This is a genomic window from Algoriphagus sp. oki45, assembly GCF_036245605.1.
GTDB lineage: Bacteria > Bacteroidota > Bacteroidia > Cytophagales > Cyclobacteriaceae > Algoriphagus.
Genome location: NZ_BTPC01000001.1, coordinates 580,762 through 601,077 on the forward strand (window position 1 = coordinate 580,762; position 20,316 = coordinate 601,077).

General features: G+C 43.5%; 20 protein-coding genes. 4 read left to right on the plus strand and 16 right to left on the minus strand.

Going from position 1 to position 20,316, the window contains the following annotated elements; genetic code table 11:
* Nucleotides 1-19: 19 nt before the first annotated feature.
* The 13 genes from AAA942_RS02525 to AAA942_RS02585 form a co-directional block, all read right to left on the minus strand.
* On the minus strand, nucleotides 20-358 hold the full coding sequence (locus AAA942_RS02525; protein WP_338218656.1) for a type II toxin-antitoxin system PemK/MazF family toxin: 339 nt from the start codon (nucleotides 356-358) through the stop codon (nucleotides 20-22).
* The gene (locus AAA942_RS02530) at nucleotides 355-648 is read right to left on the minus strand and encodes an AbrB/MazE/SpoVT family DNA-binding domain-containing protein (RefSeq protein WP_338218657.1); all 294 of its coding nucleotides are present in this window, start codon (nucleotides 646-648) and stop codon (nucleotides 355-357) included. The genes AAA942_RS02525 and AAA942_RS02530 overlap by 4 nt, the downstream gene beginning before the upstream one ends.
* Before the next feature lie 91 nt (nucleotides 649-739).
* Nucleotides 740-2,932: a S9 family peptidase gene (locus AAA942_RS02535; RefSeq protein ID WP_338218658.1), complete on the minus strand. Its 2,193-nt coding sequence runs from the start codon at nucleotides 2,930-2,932 to the stop codon at nucleotides 740-742.
* A gap of 64 nt (nucleotides 2,933-2,996) precedes the next feature.
* Nucleotides 2,997-3,995, minus strand: coding sequence for a Gfo/Idh/MocA family protein (locus AAA942_RS02540; RefSeq protein ID WP_338218659.1), 999 nt, complete (start codon nucleotides 3,993-3,995; stop codon nucleotides 2,997-2,999).
* Between the two features lie 276 nt (nucleotides 3,996-4,271).
* A complete protein-coding gene (locus AAA942_RS02545) occupies nucleotides 4,272-5,390 on the minus strand; it encodes an acyltransferase family protein (protein WP_338218660.1) in 1,119 nt (372 codons plus the stop codon).
* Between the two features lie 5 nt (nucleotides 5,391-5,395).
* Nucleotides 5,396-6,733, minus strand: a complete 1,338-nt coding sequence (locus AAA942_RS02550) for a Gfo/Idh/MocA family protein (RefSeq protein WP_338218661.1) — start codon at nucleotides 6,731-6,733, stop codon at nucleotides 5,396-5,398.
* 24 nt (nucleotides 6,734-6,757) lie between these two features.
* On the minus strand, nucleotides 6,758-7,906 hold the full coding sequence (locus AAA942_RS02555; protein ID WP_338218662.1) for an N-acetylglucosamine-6-phosphate deacetylase: 1,149 nt from the start codon (nucleotides 7,904-7,906) through the stop codon (nucleotides 6,758-6,760).
* On the minus strand, nucleotides 7,891-9,216 hold the full coding sequence (locus AAA942_RS02560; protein ID WP_338218663.1) for a sugar MFS transporter: 1,326 nt from the start codon (nucleotides 9,214-9,216) through the stop codon (nucleotides 7,891-7,893). The genes AAA942_RS02555 and AAA942_RS02560 overlap by 16 nt, the downstream gene beginning before the upstream one ends.
* A 95-nt stretch (nucleotides 9,217-9,311) precedes the next feature.
* Nucleotides 9,312-10,052, minus strand: a complete 741-nt coding sequence (locus AAA942_RS02565; protein WP_338218664.1) for a glucosamine-6-phosphate deaminase — start codon at nucleotides 10,050-10,052, stop codon at nucleotides 9,312-9,314.
* 9 nt (nucleotides 10,053-10,061) lie between these two features.
* The gene (locus AAA942_RS02570; RefSeq protein WP_338218665.1) at nucleotides 10,062-10,535 is read right to left on the minus strand and encodes a hypothetical protein; all 474 of its coding nucleotides are present in this window, start codon (nucleotides 10,533-10,535) and stop codon (nucleotides 10,062-10,064) included.
* On the minus strand, nucleotides 10,535-10,954 hold the full coding sequence (locus AAA942_RS02575) for a DoxX family protein (RefSeq protein WP_338218666.1): 420 nt from the start codon (nucleotides 10,952-10,954) through the stop codon (nucleotides 10,535-10,537). The genes AAA942_RS02570 and AAA942_RS02575 overlap by 1 nt, the downstream gene beginning before the upstream one ends.
* Nucleotides 10,951-12,102: a DUF819 family protein gene (locus AAA942_RS02580; protein ID WP_338218667.1), complete on the minus strand. Its 1,152-nt coding sequence runs from the start codon at nucleotides 12,100-12,102 to the stop codon at nucleotides 10,951-10,953. The genes AAA942_RS02575 and AAA942_RS02580 overlap by 4 nt, the downstream gene beginning before the upstream one ends.
* On the minus strand, nucleotides 12,102-13,613 hold the full coding sequence (locus AAA942_RS02585) for a M20/M25/M40 family metallo-hydrolase (RefSeq protein WP_338218668.1): 1,512 nt from the start codon (nucleotides 13,611-13,613) through the stop codon (nucleotides 12,102-12,104). Before AAA942_RS02585 ends, AAA942_RS02580 begins: the two co-directional genes overlap by 1 nt.
* 143 nt (nucleotides 13,614-13,756) lie before the next feature.
* Here AAA942_RS02585 and AAA942_RS02590 point away from each other — a divergent pair, with 143 nt between their 5' ends.
* The 4 genes from AAA942_RS02590 (at nucleotide 13,757) to AAA942_RS02605 (ending at nucleotide 17,816) form a co-directional block, all read left to right on the plus strand.
* Nucleotides 13,757-15,016 (plus strand): sterol desaturase family protein, encoded by a 1,260-nt coding sequence (locus tag AAA942_RS02590; protein ID WP_338218669.1) that lies wholly within the window; start codon nucleotides 13,757-13,759, stop codon nucleotides 15,014-15,016.
* Nucleotides 15,017-15,027: 11 nt separating this feature from the next.
* A complete protein-coding gene (locus AAA942_RS02595; protein WP_338218670.1) occupies nucleotides 15,028-16,146 on the plus strand; it encodes an XdhC family protein in 1,119 nt (372 codons plus the stop codon).
* Complete coding sequence (locus tag AAA942_RS02600) at nucleotides 16,143-16,730, plus strand: nucleotidyltransferase family protein (RefSeq protein ID WP_338218671.1); 588 nt, start codon at nucleotides 16,143-16,145, stop codon at nucleotides 16,728-16,730. The genes AAA942_RS02595 and AAA942_RS02600 overlap by 4 nt, the downstream gene beginning before the upstream one ends.
* Nucleotides 16,731-16,877: 147 nt before the next feature.
* On the plus strand, nucleotides 16,878-17,816 hold the full coding sequence (locus AAA942_RS02605; protein WP_445083330.1) for an IS256 family transposase, variant Zn-binding type: 939 nt from the start codon (nucleotides 16,878-16,880) through the stop codon (nucleotides 17,814-17,816).
* A gap of 214 nt (nucleotides 17,817-18,030) precedes the next feature.
* Here AAA942_RS02605 and AAA942_RS02610 read toward each other — a convergent pair whose 3' ends face one another.
* The 3 genes from AAA942_RS02610 to AAA942_RS02620 form a co-directional block, all read right to left on the minus strand.
* Entirely contained in the window at nucleotides 18,031-18,639 is a 609-nt protein-coding gene (locus AAA942_RS02610) for a Uma2 family endonuclease (protein WP_338218672.1), read from the minus strand.
* A 63-nt stretch (nucleotides 18,640-18,702) separates the two neighbouring features.
* Nucleotides 18,703-19,848: a cysteine desulfurase family protein gene (locus AAA942_RS02615; protein ID WP_338218673.1), complete on the minus strand. Its 1,146-nt coding sequence runs from the start codon at nucleotides 19,846-19,848 to the stop codon at nucleotides 18,703-18,705.
* 13 nt (nucleotides 19,849-19,861) lie between these two features.
* Nucleotides 19,862-20,212: a winged helix-turn-helix transcriptional regulator gene (locus tag AAA942_RS02620; RefSeq protein ID WP_338218674.1), complete on the minus strand. Its 351-nt coding sequence runs from the start codon at nucleotides 20,210-20,212 to the stop codon at nucleotides 19,862-19,864.
* Nucleotides 20,213-20,316 lie beyond the last annotated feature (104 nt).

Genomic DNA, 20,316 nt, shown 5'->3' on the forward strand with positions numbered 1-20,316 from the left:
TTTTTGCTATGGTTTTAATTTAAAAGAGGTCTAAAACTAGGATTAATTCCAACTTAACGGCGTCAAATTCCTCTGAGGATAATTCTCCGATTTTTCTGATAAAGCGTTCCTCCGAAATTGATTTTATTTGAAAGCAGTCGGCCATGCTTTCTTTGGTCAATCCATTTGACCCAGATGGGGAAAGACCTACCAGCCACTGTTTTGGGTTTTTCAAGGCATCGGTAATAGGAACTACCACTTTCAATTTTAAACTTCCAATTGAGTTATGATTTACCACCACAGCAGGTCTGATTTTGGCTATCTCCTGTCCAATTTGTGGTGCAAAATCAACCAACCAAACTTCTTTAGATCGGATCATTTGACATCTGGATCAGCTTCAGAAAAATTATTTTGAGGATTTGAATAGTATTCTTTCACCTCTGGGTCATTTACTTCTAATTCTATTTGACTATAAACCTCATTTTTATATTTCTTCAACTGCTCAAGTTTTTTCTGGAAGTCACTTTCCTTACTGGCAGACCTTATCAATAACCCTTCAGCGGTTTCCTCAATAATCACGCTCTCCAGGCCATATTTTTTGATCAAATCCGAAGGAATGATCAAAGCTTTGCTATTACCTACTGAGGTTAATGTCTTTTCTATAGCCATAGAATTGGAATTTACTTGTACTAACCAAGTTATAACAAAATTAGTGCTTTAGCTAAATCAAATTTCAAATCACTAATTCCAAATGGAAACCTTATTTCCCTCCCGGAGGACAATACCTTTTCAAGAAATCTGTGTATAATTTTCTCAAATGAGCCGTTGTCCCCTCGCCTTCTCCGATTCCATGGGAACGGTTTGGATAAGGCATAAACTGGAAGAGCTTACCATGTTTGATCAGCTCGTTGATCAGCATTTCGGCATTGTCGTAGTGCACGTTGTCATCTCCGGTTCCGTGGATGTAGAGCAGATTTCCTTTCAGATTTTTCGCATGGGTGATGGGTGAACCTGCCACAAAATCCTCCAAATTTTCCTGTGGAAGGCCCATGTAGCGTTCCTGATAGATATTATCATAGGTCAACTGATTGGCTACAGCTGCTAGAGAGATCCCGGTTTTATAGATTTCCGGATACTGGAACATCAGGTTCAAGGTAGCCGAACCTCCCCCACTGTGTCCCCAAACGGCCACGCGCTCAGGATCTACAAAGTCCCATTTTACGATTTGTGCTGCAGCTTCTGCTTGGTCGGAGATATTTATGCGCCCGATTTTTCGGTAAATGCTTTTTCTCCAGGCCCGGCCTTTGGGTGCTGGAGTGCCTCGGTTGTCGATCGAAATGTAGATATAGCCATCCTCTGCCATATCACCGTCGTAATTTCGGTTTCTGGCCACGCCGTAGCCATCCTTTACAGTGGCACCCCAAGGTTCGGTATAGACATAAAAGACCACCGGATACTTTTTGGAGGGGTCAAAATTGGTTGGCTTGACCATCCATCCGTCCAATTCGGTCCCGTCGGCGGTGTTGATTTTAAAGAACTCCACGGTTTTGGATCCCTGATTTTGAGACAAGTTAGCTTCAATGCTTTTGCTCGGGTCAATCGGGCTATGTTTGGCTAAATTGATCCATTCAGAAGCAGGACGGGTAAAAGAATTGCTGAACTGATGCATGGCAAACTGTCCTGAAGGGGAAATAGTGTATGTGTTAGTTCCTTCAAAAAGAGCTGGCGTTACACGTTCTGCTTTGCTTTTTCCATCCAATTTGATCCGATAAAGGTACTTTTGCGTGGCATTTTCCGGAGAGGCATGGAAGTAGGCCATCTTGTTTTTTTCATCCAAGTGCAAAAGGTTGATTACGTCATAATCACCCGGTGTCAGGAGAGTTTCTTTCCCGTCGAGACCAATGGAATAGACATGTCTCCAACCGTCTTTTTCGCTAAACCACAGGAAAGATTTTTTGTCGTTTAGCCATTTGAATTCATGCCTGTAGGTCAATCCATAGACATTTTCCCAGTTGGAAAGCACATCGATCCAAGTTTCTTCTTTTTCCTCAGAGATCACTTTGGCCTCGTTGGCAGGCACATTAACTGCGTAGATTTTGCTGTGGTTTTGCTTACGGTTAAGCTGTTGAACTAGGATCAAATCCGGGCTATTCCACTCCATTCGCGGCAAATAGTGCTGCTGAGGATCACCGGGGATATTCAGCCAAGTGGTTTTTTGCGAAGCCAAATCAATCACTCCGATCCGAGCTGGGGAAGGCGATTCCCCAACTTTCGGGTATTCGACCGGAATCACCCGGGAATACACCGAATCGGTGAAATTCATCATGTAGTAATCCCGAATCTGATTGGCATCAATCTGCCAGAAGGAAATCATTTTTCCGTCAGGACTCCACTGGAATCCATCCCGACACGCAAATTCCTCCTCATAGGCCCAATCGAAAGTTCCGTTGATCAGCTTTCGGTTTCCGTCTTTCGTCAATTGGGTGATTTGACCGGAAGCCAAATCTTCCACATAGAGATTGAATTCGCTGACATAAGCGATTTTGGAGGCATCCGGAGAGAGATTGGCAAAGCGCTGAGAAGAAGCCGACAGCCCTTTTCCTGTCTTTTTCAAACTTTTGGCAGCCAGATCCATCACCCAATATTCCCCCTGGGTATCTAGTCGCCATACACGTTTAGTATTGGTGTAGATGAGGAGTTTTTGATTGTCTTGGGAAAAGGTAAAATCCCGGACACGAATTGGACTTTCGCCCGAAGGAGTCAGGTCCGCTTCAGAAAGTAGGATTTCCTTCTCCAAAGAAGGCAAAACATATTTAACAAGTTGGTTTTGCTCAATTTGAAAATAGGAATTGCCATCTGGACCCCATTGGAAGTTTTGGGCAGATACAGGACTTGTAAGAAGGAAAAGGCCAATAAAAAGCCAGCTGAGTAGGATTTTTCGGAATGGATTCATAGCGGAAAATAAAAGGAAATTCTAAGTCTGCCCAACAAAGTTTGCGGAATGGATCGAAGGAATATTAAACTTCTGAAAGAGAAACTTTTGTCCCACCTCTTCTCTTGCTTTCATCAGCTGCCTCCATAAAGGCATAAATTTCCAAGGTTTCATCATCTTCCACAGGGGATTTTCCAGTTTGGAAAAACTCGGCAATCTTCACTACCAAAGGTTCATAGCCTTCGTAATTACCCAAAACCAAGTTTCCTTCTGATCCAAAGGCTGTTCCGCCATACTCATGCTTTCCGGCTCGCATGCCTCGAAAAGTCCCTATCCGTCCATCTTTCCAAGTGCCAACGACTACCTCTCCATCCACTGTGCTGAATCGGGTTACCGACTCACAGCCCGGCCCCATGACGGTGAAAAGAATTTCCACGCCATGGATTCCATACCAAAATAAATCCGGATGTCCAGGTTCCAATTCAGCAGGACTAAAGGCGTCACAGCCCAGTACTTTTCCGATTTTGTTTTCGTGACGCACTGCCTGAGCATTTTTCAAATACCGAAGCGATGATGCTGAAAAAATAGGGACACCTGCGCTTTGGGCTTCTTGGTAGATTGTTCGGGTATCAGCCAAGCTTACCGCCACAGGTTTATCTATAAAAAACGGTTTTTTGGCCTGGATTATCTTTCTGGCCTGATCTAAACGTGGTTTTCCATCATTGGTTTCCAGAAGAATCACATCAACCATCTCCAATAAGTTTTCTATCGAATCCACAATTTTCACTCCCAAAGCTTCTACCTGCTTGATATAATCCGGGATGCGCTTATAGCTGGACTCGATATCCTGACTTCCATAAGGATAAGCGGCTACTACCCGAAATCCAGAAAGTTCAGGCTTTGGATTTTCAGCATTGAAAAGCTTGGTAAAGGCAGGTGCGTGAGAGGTGTCTAAGCCGATGATTCCGATCCTAATGGGCTCGGCTTTGGTTTTTCCTAGTATGGAAAAAGGTAGGGAACTTAAGCTGGCGGCAGCTCCGAAAGCGGTGGTTTTCTTTATAAATGATCGACGGGATAATTTCATAAACTATTGAAAATAATATTGTTATAATCCTTTTACTTAATTTTAATTCAATAAAGCTCGTGCTTTCAGCACTCTTGATAAATCTAATCTGGCTTTTACCCAGAATTGAATTCTGGGCTAAAACAGAGCGTGCTTTTGGCACTATTTAGTAATTTCGATTTGCCCTGAAGGGGCAACCTGTATTAGCCCCAAATTCAATTTGGGGCTATGAATTCAATTCATTTCCAAGAGCACCAAAGGTGCGATCTGTATATAATCGGATGCCAAGAATAAATCCTAAACCTTAAAGAAAATCTTCTTTCGATAAAGGAAATACAAAAACAACCAAACCAAGGCCAATGCACCCAGACTTTCCATCACTGGCATCCAATTTTCACCGAGTGGTTTGTAAAGACCTTCAAACAAAAGCCTACTGGTGTACCTGAAGTTGACAAAGCGGTAGATCATGTAGATCGTCAAACTGTTCATTCCAATGACTACGAAGAAGAAAGACCATTTTTTGATTTTCAGGATATCGATGATTCCATAAAAAAGGCCCAGGGAAAGAAAAGCCATTCCTGAAGTCAACATGATAAAGGAACTCGTCCACATGCGTTTGAAAATCGGGAAATGAAGGTTCCAAATCAGGGCGATTGCGATGAAAATCAACCCGGTCAAAATGAGTTCTTTCAGCTTTTGATTTTCTGAGACGCCAGCTTTTCTAAGGATTTCTCCTGCATGTGCCCCAAAAATGGTCAAGCAGATGGCAGGAAAAGTGGTCAAAATCCCGAGTTCGTCAAATTGTCCCTGAAGAAGCCTACCAGGAAGAAAAGTCCGGTCGAACCAGCCTACCAAATTCCCTTCAAAACTCAGGTTTCCTGCCCTAAACCCGGGAACTGGAATTAGGAAAATCGCCGCATAGTAAAGAAATAAAATGCTGCCTGCAATGATTAGCCTCTTTTGGGTATTGAAATTTAGAAATAGAAAAACCGTCACAAATCCTGCGATTCCGATCCTTCCAAGCACACTGCCCAGTCTGATTTTCTCCCAATCGAAAAAGGGAAAAGGGGCATTTTTGTCCAGCACACCCAGTCCTATCAAAATCATCATCCTCCAAAATGCTTTTCGATAGATTTCCTTTTTGGGCATATTTTCAGCTTTCGCTTTTCCCAAAGAAAAAGGAGTAGACACCCCGGCCACAAACAGGAAAAGTGGGAAAATGAAATCGTAAAAAGTAAAGCCTACCCACTCCGGATGCTCAAACTGGAAAGCTAAGGCATCCACCCAAGCCCAAGAAGTTTTTCCTTCAAAACTCCGGAAAAAAGCATCTGCCCCACAGATCATCAGCATGTCAAAGCCTCTCAGGGCGTCGATAGATACCAATCGGGTGGAAGGTTGTTTGAGTTGGATTTCCATGGCTCTTACAACTTAGGTTCCCAACCCGGCCGATAAGTTCTTCCCCAAAGCTTCATTGCATCCGCATCATTTTCTATTCGCCCAGTTTCGGTATTGATGTCAAGAGCTCTTCCGGTTCTGTAAGAAATATTGCCTAAATGGCAGAGCAAGACACTTTTCTTGATTTCTGGATAGGGTGAAATCAGGCTTTGGCCATGGTCGATTGCATCAATGAAGTTTTTGAAATGATCCACATCCATGTCAAATCCGGCACCTTGTTGGTTGACTAAAATATTGCTGGTTGGTTCAGCAGATTTGACCAGCTTATTGGCATTGTCATAGATCTTGTAGGAATTGTTAAGCAGTTCAAGCGTTCCGTTTTCTCCATGAAAAGAGACTCCTGAACCCATCGCGTTGATGTCGCGGGCATTGCAACTGCGACCTTCCCACAGGATTGATTTTCCATTAGAGAAATTGTATGAGGCAATTTGAGTATCAGGCGTTTCCCAATCGTCCTGAAAGTGGTAGCGCCCTCCGCTGGAATAGCATTTTTCGGGATAGTCTACTTGCAATCCCCATCTTGCCAAATCCAAAAAGTGCACGCCATTGTTGACGATTTCTCCCGTGCCCCAGTGCCAGAACCAGTGCCAATTGTAGTGAATTAAATTGTCTTTGAAATCTTTACGAGGAGCTGGACCTTGCCAAAGTTCAAAATCTAAGCCTTCAGGAACAGGTGCTGGCTTGCCATAGCCAATAGATTTTCTGGTATTGGTATACCAAGCTCTAGCATAATAAACTCTTCCTATTGCTCCGGAATGAAGCTCTTTCATCGCTTCCTGCACTCTTGGCCAGGATCGGCGCTGATTGCCCATTTGCACGATTTTGCCATACTTTTTGGTGGCTTCTACAAGTAGTTCGGATTCTGCTGGATTGTGTGAACCTGGCTTCTCGATGTACACATGCTTTCCTGCCTGTAAAGCCAAAAGGGCCGCTGGTGTATGCCAATGGTCCGGCATGGCAATAGTCACAGCATCAAGAGAAGCATCTTCTAAGGCTTTTCGGAAATCTTTGACTGCGACTGGTGGCTTTTTGCTTCCGGATTTCACGGCTAACTCCACTCCTTTTGCCAAAGCATTGGCATCCACATCACAGATATAGGCGATTTCCACATTTGGGAGCTTGGCCAAAGCCTGAATATGCTGGGAACCCCGACTGTTGACGCCAATCACGGCAACTCGGTATTTGTCTTTGAGTGGATATTGGGAAAGGATATTGAAGGAAAAAGCAGAAGATGTCACGCCAAGCCCAAGGGCTCCAGTGGCAGCTGTTTTGATGAAATGGCGGCGGTTAAGGTTATTTTTCATAGTGCTATAGTTTCTGAGTTTGGGTTAATCAAATGGTATTTCTACTCCGTTTTTGAGGACTTTGAGAAATTTTAAACCGAGGTCAGGTTGCTGTTTTGCTAAAATCAAGTCCGCATTTTGACCGATTTGAAAAGGATCAAAAGTGGGTTTAAAAAGCCTAAGAGGTCGTACGGAAGCCATTTGCCAAGCTTCGGGAAGATCTGCTAGGTTATTTCTAAGCAGAAAATTGATTCCTTGAAGGATATTCATGGCCGACCCGGCAAGCGTGTTGGGATTTCCGAAAAGGTGGAGTTTCCCTTCGGGAGTCAAGGTCACTTTTCCTCCTACTGCCGCTTCATAATTGCCAGGTGGCATACCAGCCAAAGCCACCGAGTCGCTCACTAGCATGAGCTTTTCGGATTTTACTTTTTTAAATACCTGAATGATTTCTGCAGGAAGATGAAATCCGTCGGCAATGATGGTGGCTGATAGATTTTCTGCTGCGAGTTGAGACCAAAGGTAATTGGGGTGCCGTGGGATGACTCCATGCATTCCATTTCCCAAATGGGTGGAAAGCCTTGCGCCTGCTTTCACAGCTTCTATAATTTGGTGATGATTTGCATTGGTGTGACCTATAGAGACCAAAATGCCAGATTCTGCACATTTTTCGATAAACGCGGTACTTCCCTTCCATTCCGGAGAAAGAGTAATCATTCGAATCAGTCCTTCGCTTTCTTCGATCCACTTTTGGAACAAATCCCAATCCGGACCTTGTACAAATTCCTTGAAATGGGCTCCTCTTGGTCCGTCTTCGGGAGAAATAAAAGGCCCCTCGATATGAATTCCTGAAATGCAGGAAGCAGCCAAGGGATCCATTTTTCGAAGCTGAACCACCTGTTGAATCAAGGCTGAAGTCTTTTCAGGTGAATTGGTGATAATCGTGGGAAAATGGCTGGTAGCGCCGTAGGAAAGAAGTTTTCTGGAAATTTGACCCAAAGCCAAAACATCGGATTGAATGGCATTGTAATCCAATCCTCCGTAGCCATTGACTTGAATATCTGTAAATCCAGGGCCGATCCAGAGATTTTCAGGACTGGTTTCGACAAATGAAACTGCCTTAATCTTTCCTTCGGAAACACTGATTTCCAATTGCTTTCCGTCCAAAAAAGACTTTCCAATCAGGCGAGTTTCCATTTTCTGATTTTATGACCTTGAACTGCATAAAACACCAAATACAGGTAGCAAGGGAAAAGTACCCAATAGGCCAGTTTCACGGTATAGAGATCCGCAAAATACCCGTAGACCATCGGCATGATGGCATTGCCACAAAGTCCCATGATCATGATCGATGCACCCAGTTTAGTATATCTGCCCAAACCATCCAATGCCAAAGGCCAGATTCCGGCCCAAACCAAAGAATTTGCCAGGCCCAAAAGCACCACAAAAAGGATGGAAATATCCACTGTCATGCCCCAAAATGGAATTGGACCACTCGTGAACACGATTAGCAAGGTCAGGAAGGTTCCCAACAAGGTGCAAATCCTCAGCACATTAACTTGAGAAATCACCTTTGGAATCAGGGAAATCCCAATCAAATAGCCCAAAATCGTAAATGCTAAAGTAAAAGATGGAAACACTTTCGCATCCAACAGGGAGATCCCGAAGGAATTGGCATAGGGAATGACCGTATCAATCGCAATGACCTGAGTGCCTACATGGAGGAAGATCGCCACCGCTCCCAAAATCAGATGCGGAAACTGGAAAATGGACGTTTTTCCTGAGTTGGCTTCAGCAATTTCTGCAGTCTCATGCTCGGTATCAATCTCCGGCAAAGGCGAAAACCTTACAAAGATTCCCAAACCCAAAAGCACCGTTCCGACTACAGAATAGGGTAAAATGACTCTTCGGATCAATTCATCTAAGGCAGCGTCTTTCGCATCCGGAGTCATGGAATCCAACTGCTGGAAAAGCTCATTATCCCCTACTCTCAGGATGACTGCAGCAAATAAGATAGGCGCCAAAATTCCCGCTCCTTTATTGAAAATGCCCATGACACTGATTCTTTGGGCAGCCCGCTCCTTAGGTCCAAGGACCGTCACGTACGGATTTGCAGCAGTTTGAAGTACAGCCAATCCGGTTCCTAAAGTGAATAAGCCCAAGAGGAAAACTTCATACGTTCGGCTCATCGCTGCCGGCACAAAAATGAAAGCTCCAACCGACATGGCAAAGAATCCGACCATCATCCCTTTCTTGAATCCCACTGCTTTGAGCAAATAGGAAGAAGGAACCGACATGATGAGGTAGGAAATGTAAAAGGCAAATGCAACGAGGTAGGAATCAAAGTTGCTAAGGGTAAAGGCGATTTTGAAATAGGGAATCAAGATCGCATTGACCCAGGAGACAAAGCCAAAAATGAAAAAAAGCATCCCAATGATGCCAATGGAGATCCAAGTGCCTCGTTGGCTTAGCTGATCGGCACGAACCGCAGCGGTGGTTTTTGACATAGGAAGGTTTTGGGTTTAAGGCAAAAGGAAATCATATTCGATTTCCTTTGTCCTTAAATACCAAATTTTATGTCAAGCATCCAAAGATTTTCAGACTAATGGCTGGAAAGCAAGGATGAAGATTCCTTATCCAGAAAGATTTGGCAATCCGGATGATTTTGTAAAACTGAGGCCGGAAATAGGTTAATGACTTTTCCTTCTAGGCAATTCTTAACTGCTTGGGCTTTTCGAAGGTCAGGGACAGAACAAATAATGCTTTTGGAATGCATGATCTGATGGATGGACATAGAAATGGCTTTTTTGGGGACTGATTCCAAATCAGGAAACCAACCCTCTCCCAGCTGCTGCATGCGGCAGGCATGGTCCAAATTGACTACCAGATAAGGCTTCTCTATTTCAAAATCAGCAGGAGGATCATTGAAAGCCAAATGCCCATTTTCCCCGATTCCTACAAAAGCAATATCGATGGGATGATTTTGAATTAAGGTCGAAAGTCGGGTACATTCTTTTTCTGGGTCATTTTCTCCGTCAATCAAATGATAGGCTTTGAGCTGAGGAACGTGATTGAAGAACCTTTCCACTAGATATTTCCGAAAACTCGCCGGATGCTTGATGGGAAGTCCAAGGTATTCATCCAAATGAAAGACAGTGACCTTGCTCCAATCAATTTCTTTTTCAGCCAAAAGCAGTTTCAACGTTTCAAACTGACTGGTGCCAGTCGCCAAAATAATATTGGCAAAACCTTGGGTTTCGATGGCTTTTCGAATCAGTTCAGCTCCGGTTTTTCCGGCCTTTTGACCCAATTCGATTGGATTTGGAGAAATGGAAATAGTCATGATTTAGGTTTATTCAAGGTCCTCAAGGCGATATTCAAAGTCACTTTGCAAATCTTCATGAAGGGTAGAAATCAGTTTTTTTGCCTTTCCAAGCTGGACTTGGTACAGGTTTGCAATGACGGGATGCCTAAATCCGAGGTATCCATATTTCTTGAGCATTTCGCAGAAATAGAGAATTAATTCGGCTTGATCGGCTTTGTTTTTACTGAGCTTTAGAGATTTATTCAATTTTCTCCGAATGGCTTGGGCTGATTTCTTGGCGAGATGGTAGTTTTTGGTGTTGGCAGTTTGAAAAGCCTCATCCAAGTCCTCTTTTACCTCATTCACAAATAGCTGAGGTTGGTCTCTTTCATTGAGTTTGAAATAAAGAAAGGCTTTGTTATCTCTTGAAAACTTGGCCAAATCGGCAATCAGATCAATCAATTCCTTTTCAGAGAGGTAACTGAGATCTTTTTTGAGTTGGGCCAAACTGGGGATTTCCATCAGGGCTTGCTTTTTCTTTCAAATAAATAAAAATCTAGACTAAATCTCCCCGAACCCATCAGCCCTAATCCTAAAAAGCAGAGACTCAACATAAATGGTAACAGCCCGTCTTCCAGGATTCTGCCTCCATGGGCGAAAATTACCGCGACAATCAGGGTAAATGCCATGGAAAATGCCCCTAGTCGGATTCCTGCCAATACGAAAAAGGCAGAGATCAATTCCACCCATTGGGAAAGCGGGGCCAAAATATCCGGGATTGGCCAATTGAGACTTTCCAAAAACCCTTGGAGTTCCGCCATTTTCCCTTCAAAAAGATAAGAACTGCTGGCTTTTGCCATGTAAATACCCAGGCCAAACCGAAGGATAAGAATTCCAATATCCAAAAAGGTTAAGCGATATATGCTTTTACTGTTTTTCATAGGACCCAAGTGGTAAATAGGTAAATAGTCAACATTCCCCAAGCCGTCCCGGTCACCATACTCAGAATAGCCAATAGAACTGCGTGTGGCATTAGATCTTTCCGATAGGCCGCTGTGACGGCAGGCGCGGTGGAAATTCCTCCCAAATTGGCCATAGATGCGATGGGAACCCAAATCAGATTTAATCTCAAAACTCTGGAAACAAGGATCATCCCTATGAAATGAAAGATTAGCCAAATTAAAACCAAACCTACAAAAGTGAAAGGCAGGGTCAAATTGCTAAAGTCCAATCTTAAGCCCAAAATGGCCATGACCAGAACGATGCAGATTCCTCCTAATCTTAAGGAGAAAGAGGTATTCCAATTGGGAATCAAGTTGCCTAAGATCATTCCAATAATGGAAAGACTGATGACCAGGTTTAAGAAGGAAAGTTCCAGCCAGTACATGGTCCCTGCTATTCCCAGAAAAAACAAAAGAATTGCCCAAGAATGGATTTTCTTCCCCGTGCTTTTATCCTCAGAAGCAAGATTGGCAGGCAAAGGGTCCTTGATTCCAAAAAGCTCGCTCAGTCGCTCTCCTTTTTTAATAAACTGAAACATAAGAATCGTCCAGATATTCACCAGAATATTATCCAGTACCAAAACAGACAGAAAGATATTCTCGGGAGTTTGGGCAAGTTCTTTCAGAATCAATTGGGAAGTACTTCCTCCTATCCAGCCTCCTACGATTGGCACCAAACCTTTCCAATAGTCCTGACCGATGAAAATTGCCTGATTGTCTGGAGAAAAAACCGTAAAAATTCCCACCAGAAGAACCGGAAGCGTGGCAATAAAAAGGCTACCTGCAAAAAACAAGATCAATGGCCTTGCTCCTACGATGGCTAACTGTTTTAAAGGTAAAGCAGACATCACCGCCAAAAGGGTGATCGGGATAATCCAGTTTCTACTCCAGGAATGTAAAATCACTCCGGAAAGATCCCAGTCAAATGCATGGGTAAATCCGGCCGGAATAACATAAGCAAAGAGAATGGCCGGAATCCAATTCAAGATTCCTTGAATCAGTCGATTATTTATTTGATTGATTTTCAATACAAAAATAACCGTAATCAAAACAATCACTATAGCCAAAACATCCGTGTTGAGCTCCATCAGAAGGCCTGAGTTAAAAGCCCAAGACAAGTCTGAATACCTTCCAGATAATTCCCGATTCGGATATTTTCATTGGGACCGTGGATGTTGTTGTCCGGGTTGGGGATCCGCACGGAGACTGCAGGTGCACCCAGAATATTGATAAAGGGAGCCATGGGTTGGGATCCTCCCGTTTGGCGGGTTTTGATATACTGATCTCCAAATACCTGCCTCATTCCCCGATCCAGCCAATTGGCAAAGTCGGTATCCATTTCTGCCCGGAAGGGTTGGGAACCGTTTCTCGTTTGGAAGGAGGCGATTTTTGAGTATTTCTTTCTTTCCTCCTCTGTGGGTTCCTCTCCTTCGATCAAATAAAAGCCTTGATCTAATATGAACTTTTGTAACAGAGCCAATTGCCGCTCGTTGGGAGTTTCCTTGACTGTTCGGATATCTATTTCTACTACTGCTTCGGCCGGAATCAATGTTCTGACTTCCGCTCCTGTCCAGCCTGATTTCAGACCCCGGATGTTCAAAGATGGGAATTGGAGCGCTTCCTGATAGTTTCTGCCTACTTTTTCGGCTTCCGCAAAACCCATTTCATGGGCCATTTCTTGATTGTCTTCAGGAATCTGGCTCATGACTTCAAAGTCAGCTTCGGAAATATTTACTCCCTCATAGAATCCCGGAATCAGGACTTTTCCTTCTTCATCTTTCATAGCAGCCAAAAGTCTTGAAAGCTGGAAAGCAGGATTAGGAGCAAAGTTTCCATACTGCCCACTGTGAAGGTCATTGGAAGCCCCAAAAACTATGATGGTGGCAGTGACTATGCCCCTGGCACCAAAAGCTAAATTGGGAAGATTGGAAAAGTGCCGGGTACCATCCATGATCAGAATGCCATCGGCTTGAAAAAGGTCCTTATTGGCAGCTACAATCGGCGCCAACTCGGGAGAACTGATTTCCTCCTGAAAATCAAGGATGAACTTGAGGTTGACTGTTGGCTCTATCCCTTTTTGTTTCAGAATATCCAAAGCAGAAAAGAAAGCCATGGTGGGTCCTTTGGAATCCGAAGCCGATCGGGCAAATATTTTCCACTCCGGATTGATTTTTCCATCCAAAAAATTCCAATTTATGGGTTCCCACTTTCCATCTATTTCCTCCATCAACTCAGGAATGTATGGGCTCTCCTGATTCCAGGCAGAAGAATCCACGGGTTGTCCGTCCACTTGCATGTACACAAGGATAGTTTTCTTGTTTGGGTCCATTTTCCCCTGAGCAAATAGGTGCGGAACTCCGTTTCCGGTTAAAACTCGAGTCTTAAAACCCCTACTTTCCAGTGCGGCTTGAGTCCACTCCAAATTTCGGGCAATATCCTCCGGAACTTTCCCATTATTTGGGAGACTGAGGTATTCCCGAAACTCAATAAGTGAAGCACGTAATTGAGCTTCTGAGGCCTGAAGAATTGCTTCTTTGGAAAGTTGGGCATGAACAGTTCCTGAGAAAAACAGGAAAACAAGAAAAAACGATTTTCGCATAGAAGGTGTTTTGGATAAGGAATTTAGGAATCTTTGGGTAAATCAAAAGTTTTGACAGAAATCAAAATCTCCCAAAGCTCAAGTCCCGGTCTTGAATGAAAGTCTTGTATTGACTAAGTTTAGCAGCAGAATAATAAACTCAAATGGAAACCTACGGAAAGATCTTGTTGATAGCGATGCCAGCGTTTTTTGTGTTGGTCTTGTTTGAAAAATTTTGGGGGATATGGAAGCAAAAAGACACCGTACCGCTCACAGATATGATCTCCAGCCTGAGCTCGGGCATGACCAATGTGACTAAAGATGTGTTGGGATTGAGTGTGGTGGTGATTTCCTATGATTGGCTTTATGGAAAATTTGGGTTTTTCCAGATCGAAGCTACTTGGTTGGTTTATGTGCTTGCCTTTTTCGCTTTGGACTTTGCAGGTTATTGGACCCATCGGATTGCTCATGAGTACAATATATTTTGGAACAATCACATCATCCATCACAGCTCAGAGGAATTCAACCTTGCTTGTGCCCTTAGACAAAGCATTTCATCAATCGTCAAGATTTTTGCTGTTTTTCTTATTCCCGCTGCGATTTTAGGGGTTCCTCCGGAAGTGATCGCCATCGTGGCTCCATTGCATCTATTCGCTCAGTTTTGGTACCACACTCAGCATATAGGAAGGATGGGTTTTCTTGAAAAAATTATCGTCACTCCCTCCCACCATCGGGTACACCATGCTATCAATCCAGAGTATTTGGACAAGAATTATGGGCAGATCTTCATCTTTTGGGATAAATGGTTTGGTACCTATCAGGAGGAAAAAGAAGAAATTCCGGCGGTCTACGGAGTCACCCGTCCGGTGCAGACCTGGAATCCGATCAAGATCAATTTTATGCATCTTTGGCTATTGATCAAGGATGCCTGGAGGACCAAAAACTGGTCTGACAAGCTGAAAATCTGGTTTATGCCCTTAGGCTGGAGACCTGCCGACGTGGCCGAAAAGTATCCTGTCGATAAAATCAAGGATGTCTACCATTTTGAAAAATACAATCCTCAACTGACCAAAGGAATGCTCATTTGGAGCTTTGTGCAATTGATTGTGATGCTGCTACTCTTGAGCTATTTATTTGGAAATCTTGCTGCTATTGGTTCTCCGGGTATCTTTTACTACGGTGGATTTGTATTCTTGACAGTCTTTGCCTACACGGAGCTCATGGACAGAAATCCAAACGCTTGGGCATGGGAGCTTCTCAAAATAGCCTACACCATGTATTTTGTGGTTACCACCGGGGATTGGTTTGAATTGAATAAGTTTTTGCCTGGCTCTCTTTATATTTTTGTTGGGTATTTGGCACTTTCTGCAGCTTTTTCGATCTGGTTTTCATTCAGAAAAGAAAAAATGCAATTGGCCAGCTGAGCTAGAGATTCATGAAAGAACTTCAACAAATCATTCAAGCCTACGAGGTCTACAAATCGGAAAACCTAGCCATGGCATTGGCTACTGTGGTCAAGGTGGATGGTTCGGCTTACCGAAGACCCGGGGCCAGAATGCTGGTGACCCAGGATGGGGCATTGACCGGAGCGATTAGTGGCGGATGTTTGGAAGGAGATGCGCTTCGCAAAGCCCAAACGGTGATATTTCAAGGGAAATCAATGCTGGTCACCTACGATACCACCGATGAAGATGATCAAAAGTTTGGAGTTGGTTTAGGCTGCAACGGCATCATTCACGTACTGATCGAACCGATTGATCTCAATGATCCCAAAAATCCAATTGAGCTGATTAAAGAGGCGCTTTCTGATCGTCAAACCAGCTTACTTTTAACTGTTTTTTCTATACCCAGATCCAAATCTGAGCAGATTGGGACGGTTTTTTTGAAAAAAGGTCATCACGAATACGGGTCCACGGACAAAATCCCACCCCAACTTTGGCTGAGACTGAAGCATGAGCTGAAGGCTTTTGAAGGCGGAAAAAGTCAGATTCATACATTTGAGGATTTGGAGGATATTTCAGTTTTCTTCGAAATCATCAAGCCTGTAACCCGAATTCTTCTTTTCGGTGCGGGAAATGATACGATTCCGGTTGCCAAACTTGCGGATATATTGGGATTTGAATTGGTATTGATTGATGGGAGAAAAAACCTGGCTACTCCTGCCCGCTTTCCCCAAGCCAAGCAGATTATTCAAGGGGCTGCTGAAGAGGTGGTTGGCCAAATAGAAACTGATTTAAATACGGTAGCGCTCCTAATGACCCACAATTTCGAATACGAAGTGGTGGTTTTGGAAAAACTTTTGACTTGCATGGTTCCTTATGTTGGCATTTTAGGACCAAAGCGAAAGACTGAGAAGCTGGTTCAAAGGCTAAATTCTAAAGGAATTAAAGTATCAATGGAAAATGTCTATGCCCCCATCGGTTTGGAAATCGGAGCAGAAACTTCTGAAGAGATTGCTCTTTCCATTTTTGCCGAAATCAAAGCAGTTCTGAATCAAAAGCAACCTATTTTTCTTCGGGAAAAAGAAGGACCTATTCACGAAATAGGAGCATGAAGACTTGCATCATCCTTTTGGCAGCTGGTTCTTCTTCCAGATTAGGTAGTCCCAAACAACTGGTTGAATTTCAAGGTGAAAAACTGATACAAAAAGCCATTGATGAAGCTCAAAAAAGTACCTCGGATTCTCTGGTTGTAATTTTGGGTTGGAATCCGGACTTGATCAAGACTGGTTTTAACTCGGAGAATATCCCCCACGTAATCAATGACCATTGGGTGGAAGGAATGGCGAGCAGCATGCAGTCTGGACTTCGATATGTGATGGAAAAAGAGAATCCAGATCAGGTGATTTTGATGCTGGTCGATCAGCCCTTTGTGGATAATCAGTTGCTGAATCGATTGATTGCAGAAAAGTCCAAATCAGGAAAAGGAATCGTCGCCTGTTCTTATTCCAATACCTTGGGAGTTCCGGCTATTTTTGATCAAAAGTACTTTCAGGAATTGCTTCAATTGAAGAGTTCAGAAGGTGCAAAAAAGGTGATTCTGAAGAATAAAGAAGATGTTTTCGCAGTGGATTTCCCGTTGGGAGCCGTGGATTTGGATACAGCCGAGGATTTGATTCGATTGGAAAATTGGATCTAATGGTCAAAAATAGTTGGTGAAAAGCCTCCTAATGTCCTGATATTTAATTAATTACAAAGACCTTATTGAAACCGATTTCAATAAGGTTTTTTTGTTTCATGAAAACTTCAAAAAAAGCGTTGTTGGGCCTGTGGGTTTCTTGACTCAATCAAGTGGGGAAAGCAGGCTGGCAAGCAGCGGTATAAGTGTAAAAATTGCGGCATTCTTTTCACGGGTTCGAACCCTTCTGTAGCCAAAAGCAACCAGTTTGTTTGGTTCAAAAAGTGGATAGACGGGAAACGTACTTTTGAACAGTTGGTTGTTGAAACTGGGTTGAGCAAAAGCACGATTCAGCGACTTTTCAGAGGCTATCTGAAAGAACCGCCGATGCTGAGTGTCTACCCTTCCGAGCGGGTGAATTTACTCATTGACGGCACGTATTTTAGCAGGGATTTATGCTTGATTTTGTACCGGGACAACACGATCAAGTTCACCCAGCTCTATCGGTTCAGCGATGGAGAACGATACGAAGAGCTCAAAGAAGACCTGGAAAATCTACTGCTTCTTGGAGTCCAGATCGAGTCAATTACCTGTGATGGACATCGCGCATTGCTCAGAGCGATCCGCAAAGTTTGTCCCCAAGTCACCCTTCAGCGATGTGTGATCCATGTGCAGCGAATGTGTAGAATATGGCTTTCCAGCCGTCCAAAGAGTATTCCCGGTCAGGAACTTCGGAAAATTGTCTCTACCCTACATCTGATCAAGTCCAAACAGGAACTCAGTTATTGGCTGCTCGAACTGGCTAACTGGGATCATCGACACCATGAGTTTGTCCATGAAAAAACGGTCAATCCCATTACGGGAAAGTTTTGGTATAAACACAAACTGTTGAGACGTTCCTTCTCGGTTTTGAAAAGCGCCTTGCCCAACCTTTTTGCCTACCTGGACAACCCCAGAATCCCAAAATCCACCAATGGGCTGGAGTCATTTTTCGGACATTTAAAAACCAATTTGAATATCCACCGAGGTCTTTCAACCGGAAACAGAAAAAGCTTTCTGAGGTGGTATCTGTACTTCAAAAACTCCGGAAGAAAAAGGTTTTCTTAGCCATAGAACAAGAAGAATGAAGCATGAAAAAAGGGCTCCGAAAAACGAAGCCCCTTCATTCCACTTGGCAGATTCTATTGCTGGTAAGTTGCTCCTCAGCAGAGCTTACGTCCTCTTCAAACCTGCGCGGCATGTTATGAAATTTTTCGATCAAAGTCACCAACTATTTTTGACCACATTACCAAAATTGGAAGATTTGAAAATTGAAAATTTACTACTCGATATCCTTAAAAAAATCCTCTAAGTCTAATACAAAGCCTTCAAGTACATCTGACTGGACTACGTCTCCAGAAGTAAGCAATCGGGATGGCACATAAATTCCATTTACCAATGTGTAAATCATCAGGTTTTGGTTTTCTGGATGGATAATCCAGTATTCCCTGACCCCATGAGATTCGTAAAGCTTGTACTTGTGCTTGAGTTCAGTTTTATTGTTTCCCGGAGAAAGGATTTCTACAATCAAATCAGGGGCGCCTAGGCATCCTCTTTCATCCAGCTTTTCAGGATCACAAATCACGCAGATATCTGGCTGGACGACGTCATGAATTTTGTGGTCTTCTTTGGATCCTTTTAGGAATCGCACATCAAAGGGAGCATCATATACCTGACATTTTTTGCCTTCCAAAAAATGATAAAGTTTACTTACTAATTTGACCGAAACGCGTTGATGAATTCTCTTGGGTGCAGCCGCAGCCTTCTTAAATCGAATTCCCTTGATCAATTCTACTACTTCATCGATCGGCCAAGTCAGATAGTCCGCATAAGAATACATTCCATATTCTGCTTCAGGTTCGTTAACAGTCTCTGGCTTTTTGGTTTCCATAGCCTAAATATACTGATATTTAACTGTTTAAGTTCTGATTATTCTAACTTCAGTTTTAATTTTTCAAGGCTTCCTTAACTCCAAAACCCCTTTTTTCACCCAATTTAGAACCATCTCAATCTCCGATTCAGTGGTATTTTTTCCCAGAGAAAAGCGAATGGAAGCCCGACCCAAATCCGAGGATAACCCCATGGCTGCCAGGACATGGCTGGGTTTGGGTGAAATGGACGTACAGGCCGAACCGGAGCTAACGGCCACCTTTTGGTTCACCATCTTGAGCAACTCCTCTCCTTCTACTCCACCAAAGGCAATGTTGGTTACATGTGGCAAACGGGATTGCTGACTCCCGTTCAGAAAAGTGTTTGATATTTCCAAAAGTCTGTTTTCCAGTTTATTTCGCAGGATTTCCAAACGCTGAGCCTCAGCTTTAATTTCTGCCAATCGAAGTTCTGCTGCTTTTCCAAAACCTACGATTCCAGGCACATTGAGTGTACCGCTTCGCATACCTTTTTCATGTCCACCCCCATGGATTTGTGCCAAGGGTTTGGGTAAATCATGGTTGTGCCGAACATAAAGTGCTCCCACCCCTTTGGGTCCATATAGTTTATGAGCAGATATGGCCATCAGGTGAATTCCTTTGGTGAAAACCGGGATTTTTCCTGCTGCCTGAACGGCATCCGTGAAAAAGATAATGTTCCTTGATTCGGCCAAATCGGCTATTTCCTCAACAGGATGAATGACTCCCGTTTCATTATTGGCCCACATCAGACAAATCATTTTGGTATGCGGGAGAATGGAGTTTTCAAGTTCCTCCAGACTGATATTTCCGCTGGAATCGACTGGAAGATAGGTGACCTCAGCACCTCTTTTTTCGATTTCTGCGAAGGTATCCAATACGGCCTTATGCTCGGTCAGGGCAGTGATGTAATGCTGCTTTTCTCCCTGATACGATTCAAAGGTTCCTTTTATTCCCAGATTGATCGATTCGGTAGCTCCCGAGGTGAAAATGATCTCTTTCGGCCTGGCTCCGATCAAATTGGCTACTTGCTCTCGGGCTGTTTCCACGGCATTTTCTGCCAACCAGCCATAGGGATGACTTTTGCTGGCGGCATTGCCAAAATGGGTTCCAAAGTAAGGAAGCATGGCTTCTATGACCTCAGGAGCACAGGGCGTTGTGGCGTTATAGTCCAGGTAAATCGGGTAATTCATAGCCTGAAATTGCTTATTTTTTCTCTCCTACCCCAAACTCTTCCATCAGTTGCAATCCATAATTTCTAATGGTATCGATGATAGGAATGGCGGTTAATCCACGTTCAGTAATGGAGTATTCAACTTTTGGCGGAACTACAGGATAGACTTTTCTGTGAATAAAACCCTCCTCCTCCAATTCCCTCAGCTGGCTGGTGAGCATTTTGTGGGTGATGTGCGGAATGTCTTTTTTCAACTCCCCGTAGCGCATCACGCGATCTTTGAGTCTCCAAAGGATGGGCATTTTCCATGTACCTCCAATTCGGTCCATGGCAAACTCGACCGGGTTGTAGTACAGCTTTTTGTTAAATAAGAAATCAGGCATATCTTCTCAATTTTCTATTTCTTTCTAAAAAGTGCATATCTACATCTTTGGTAAGTATATAGCCAAAGATAGCATTCATTTCAATCTTTGATTCCATCAACTAG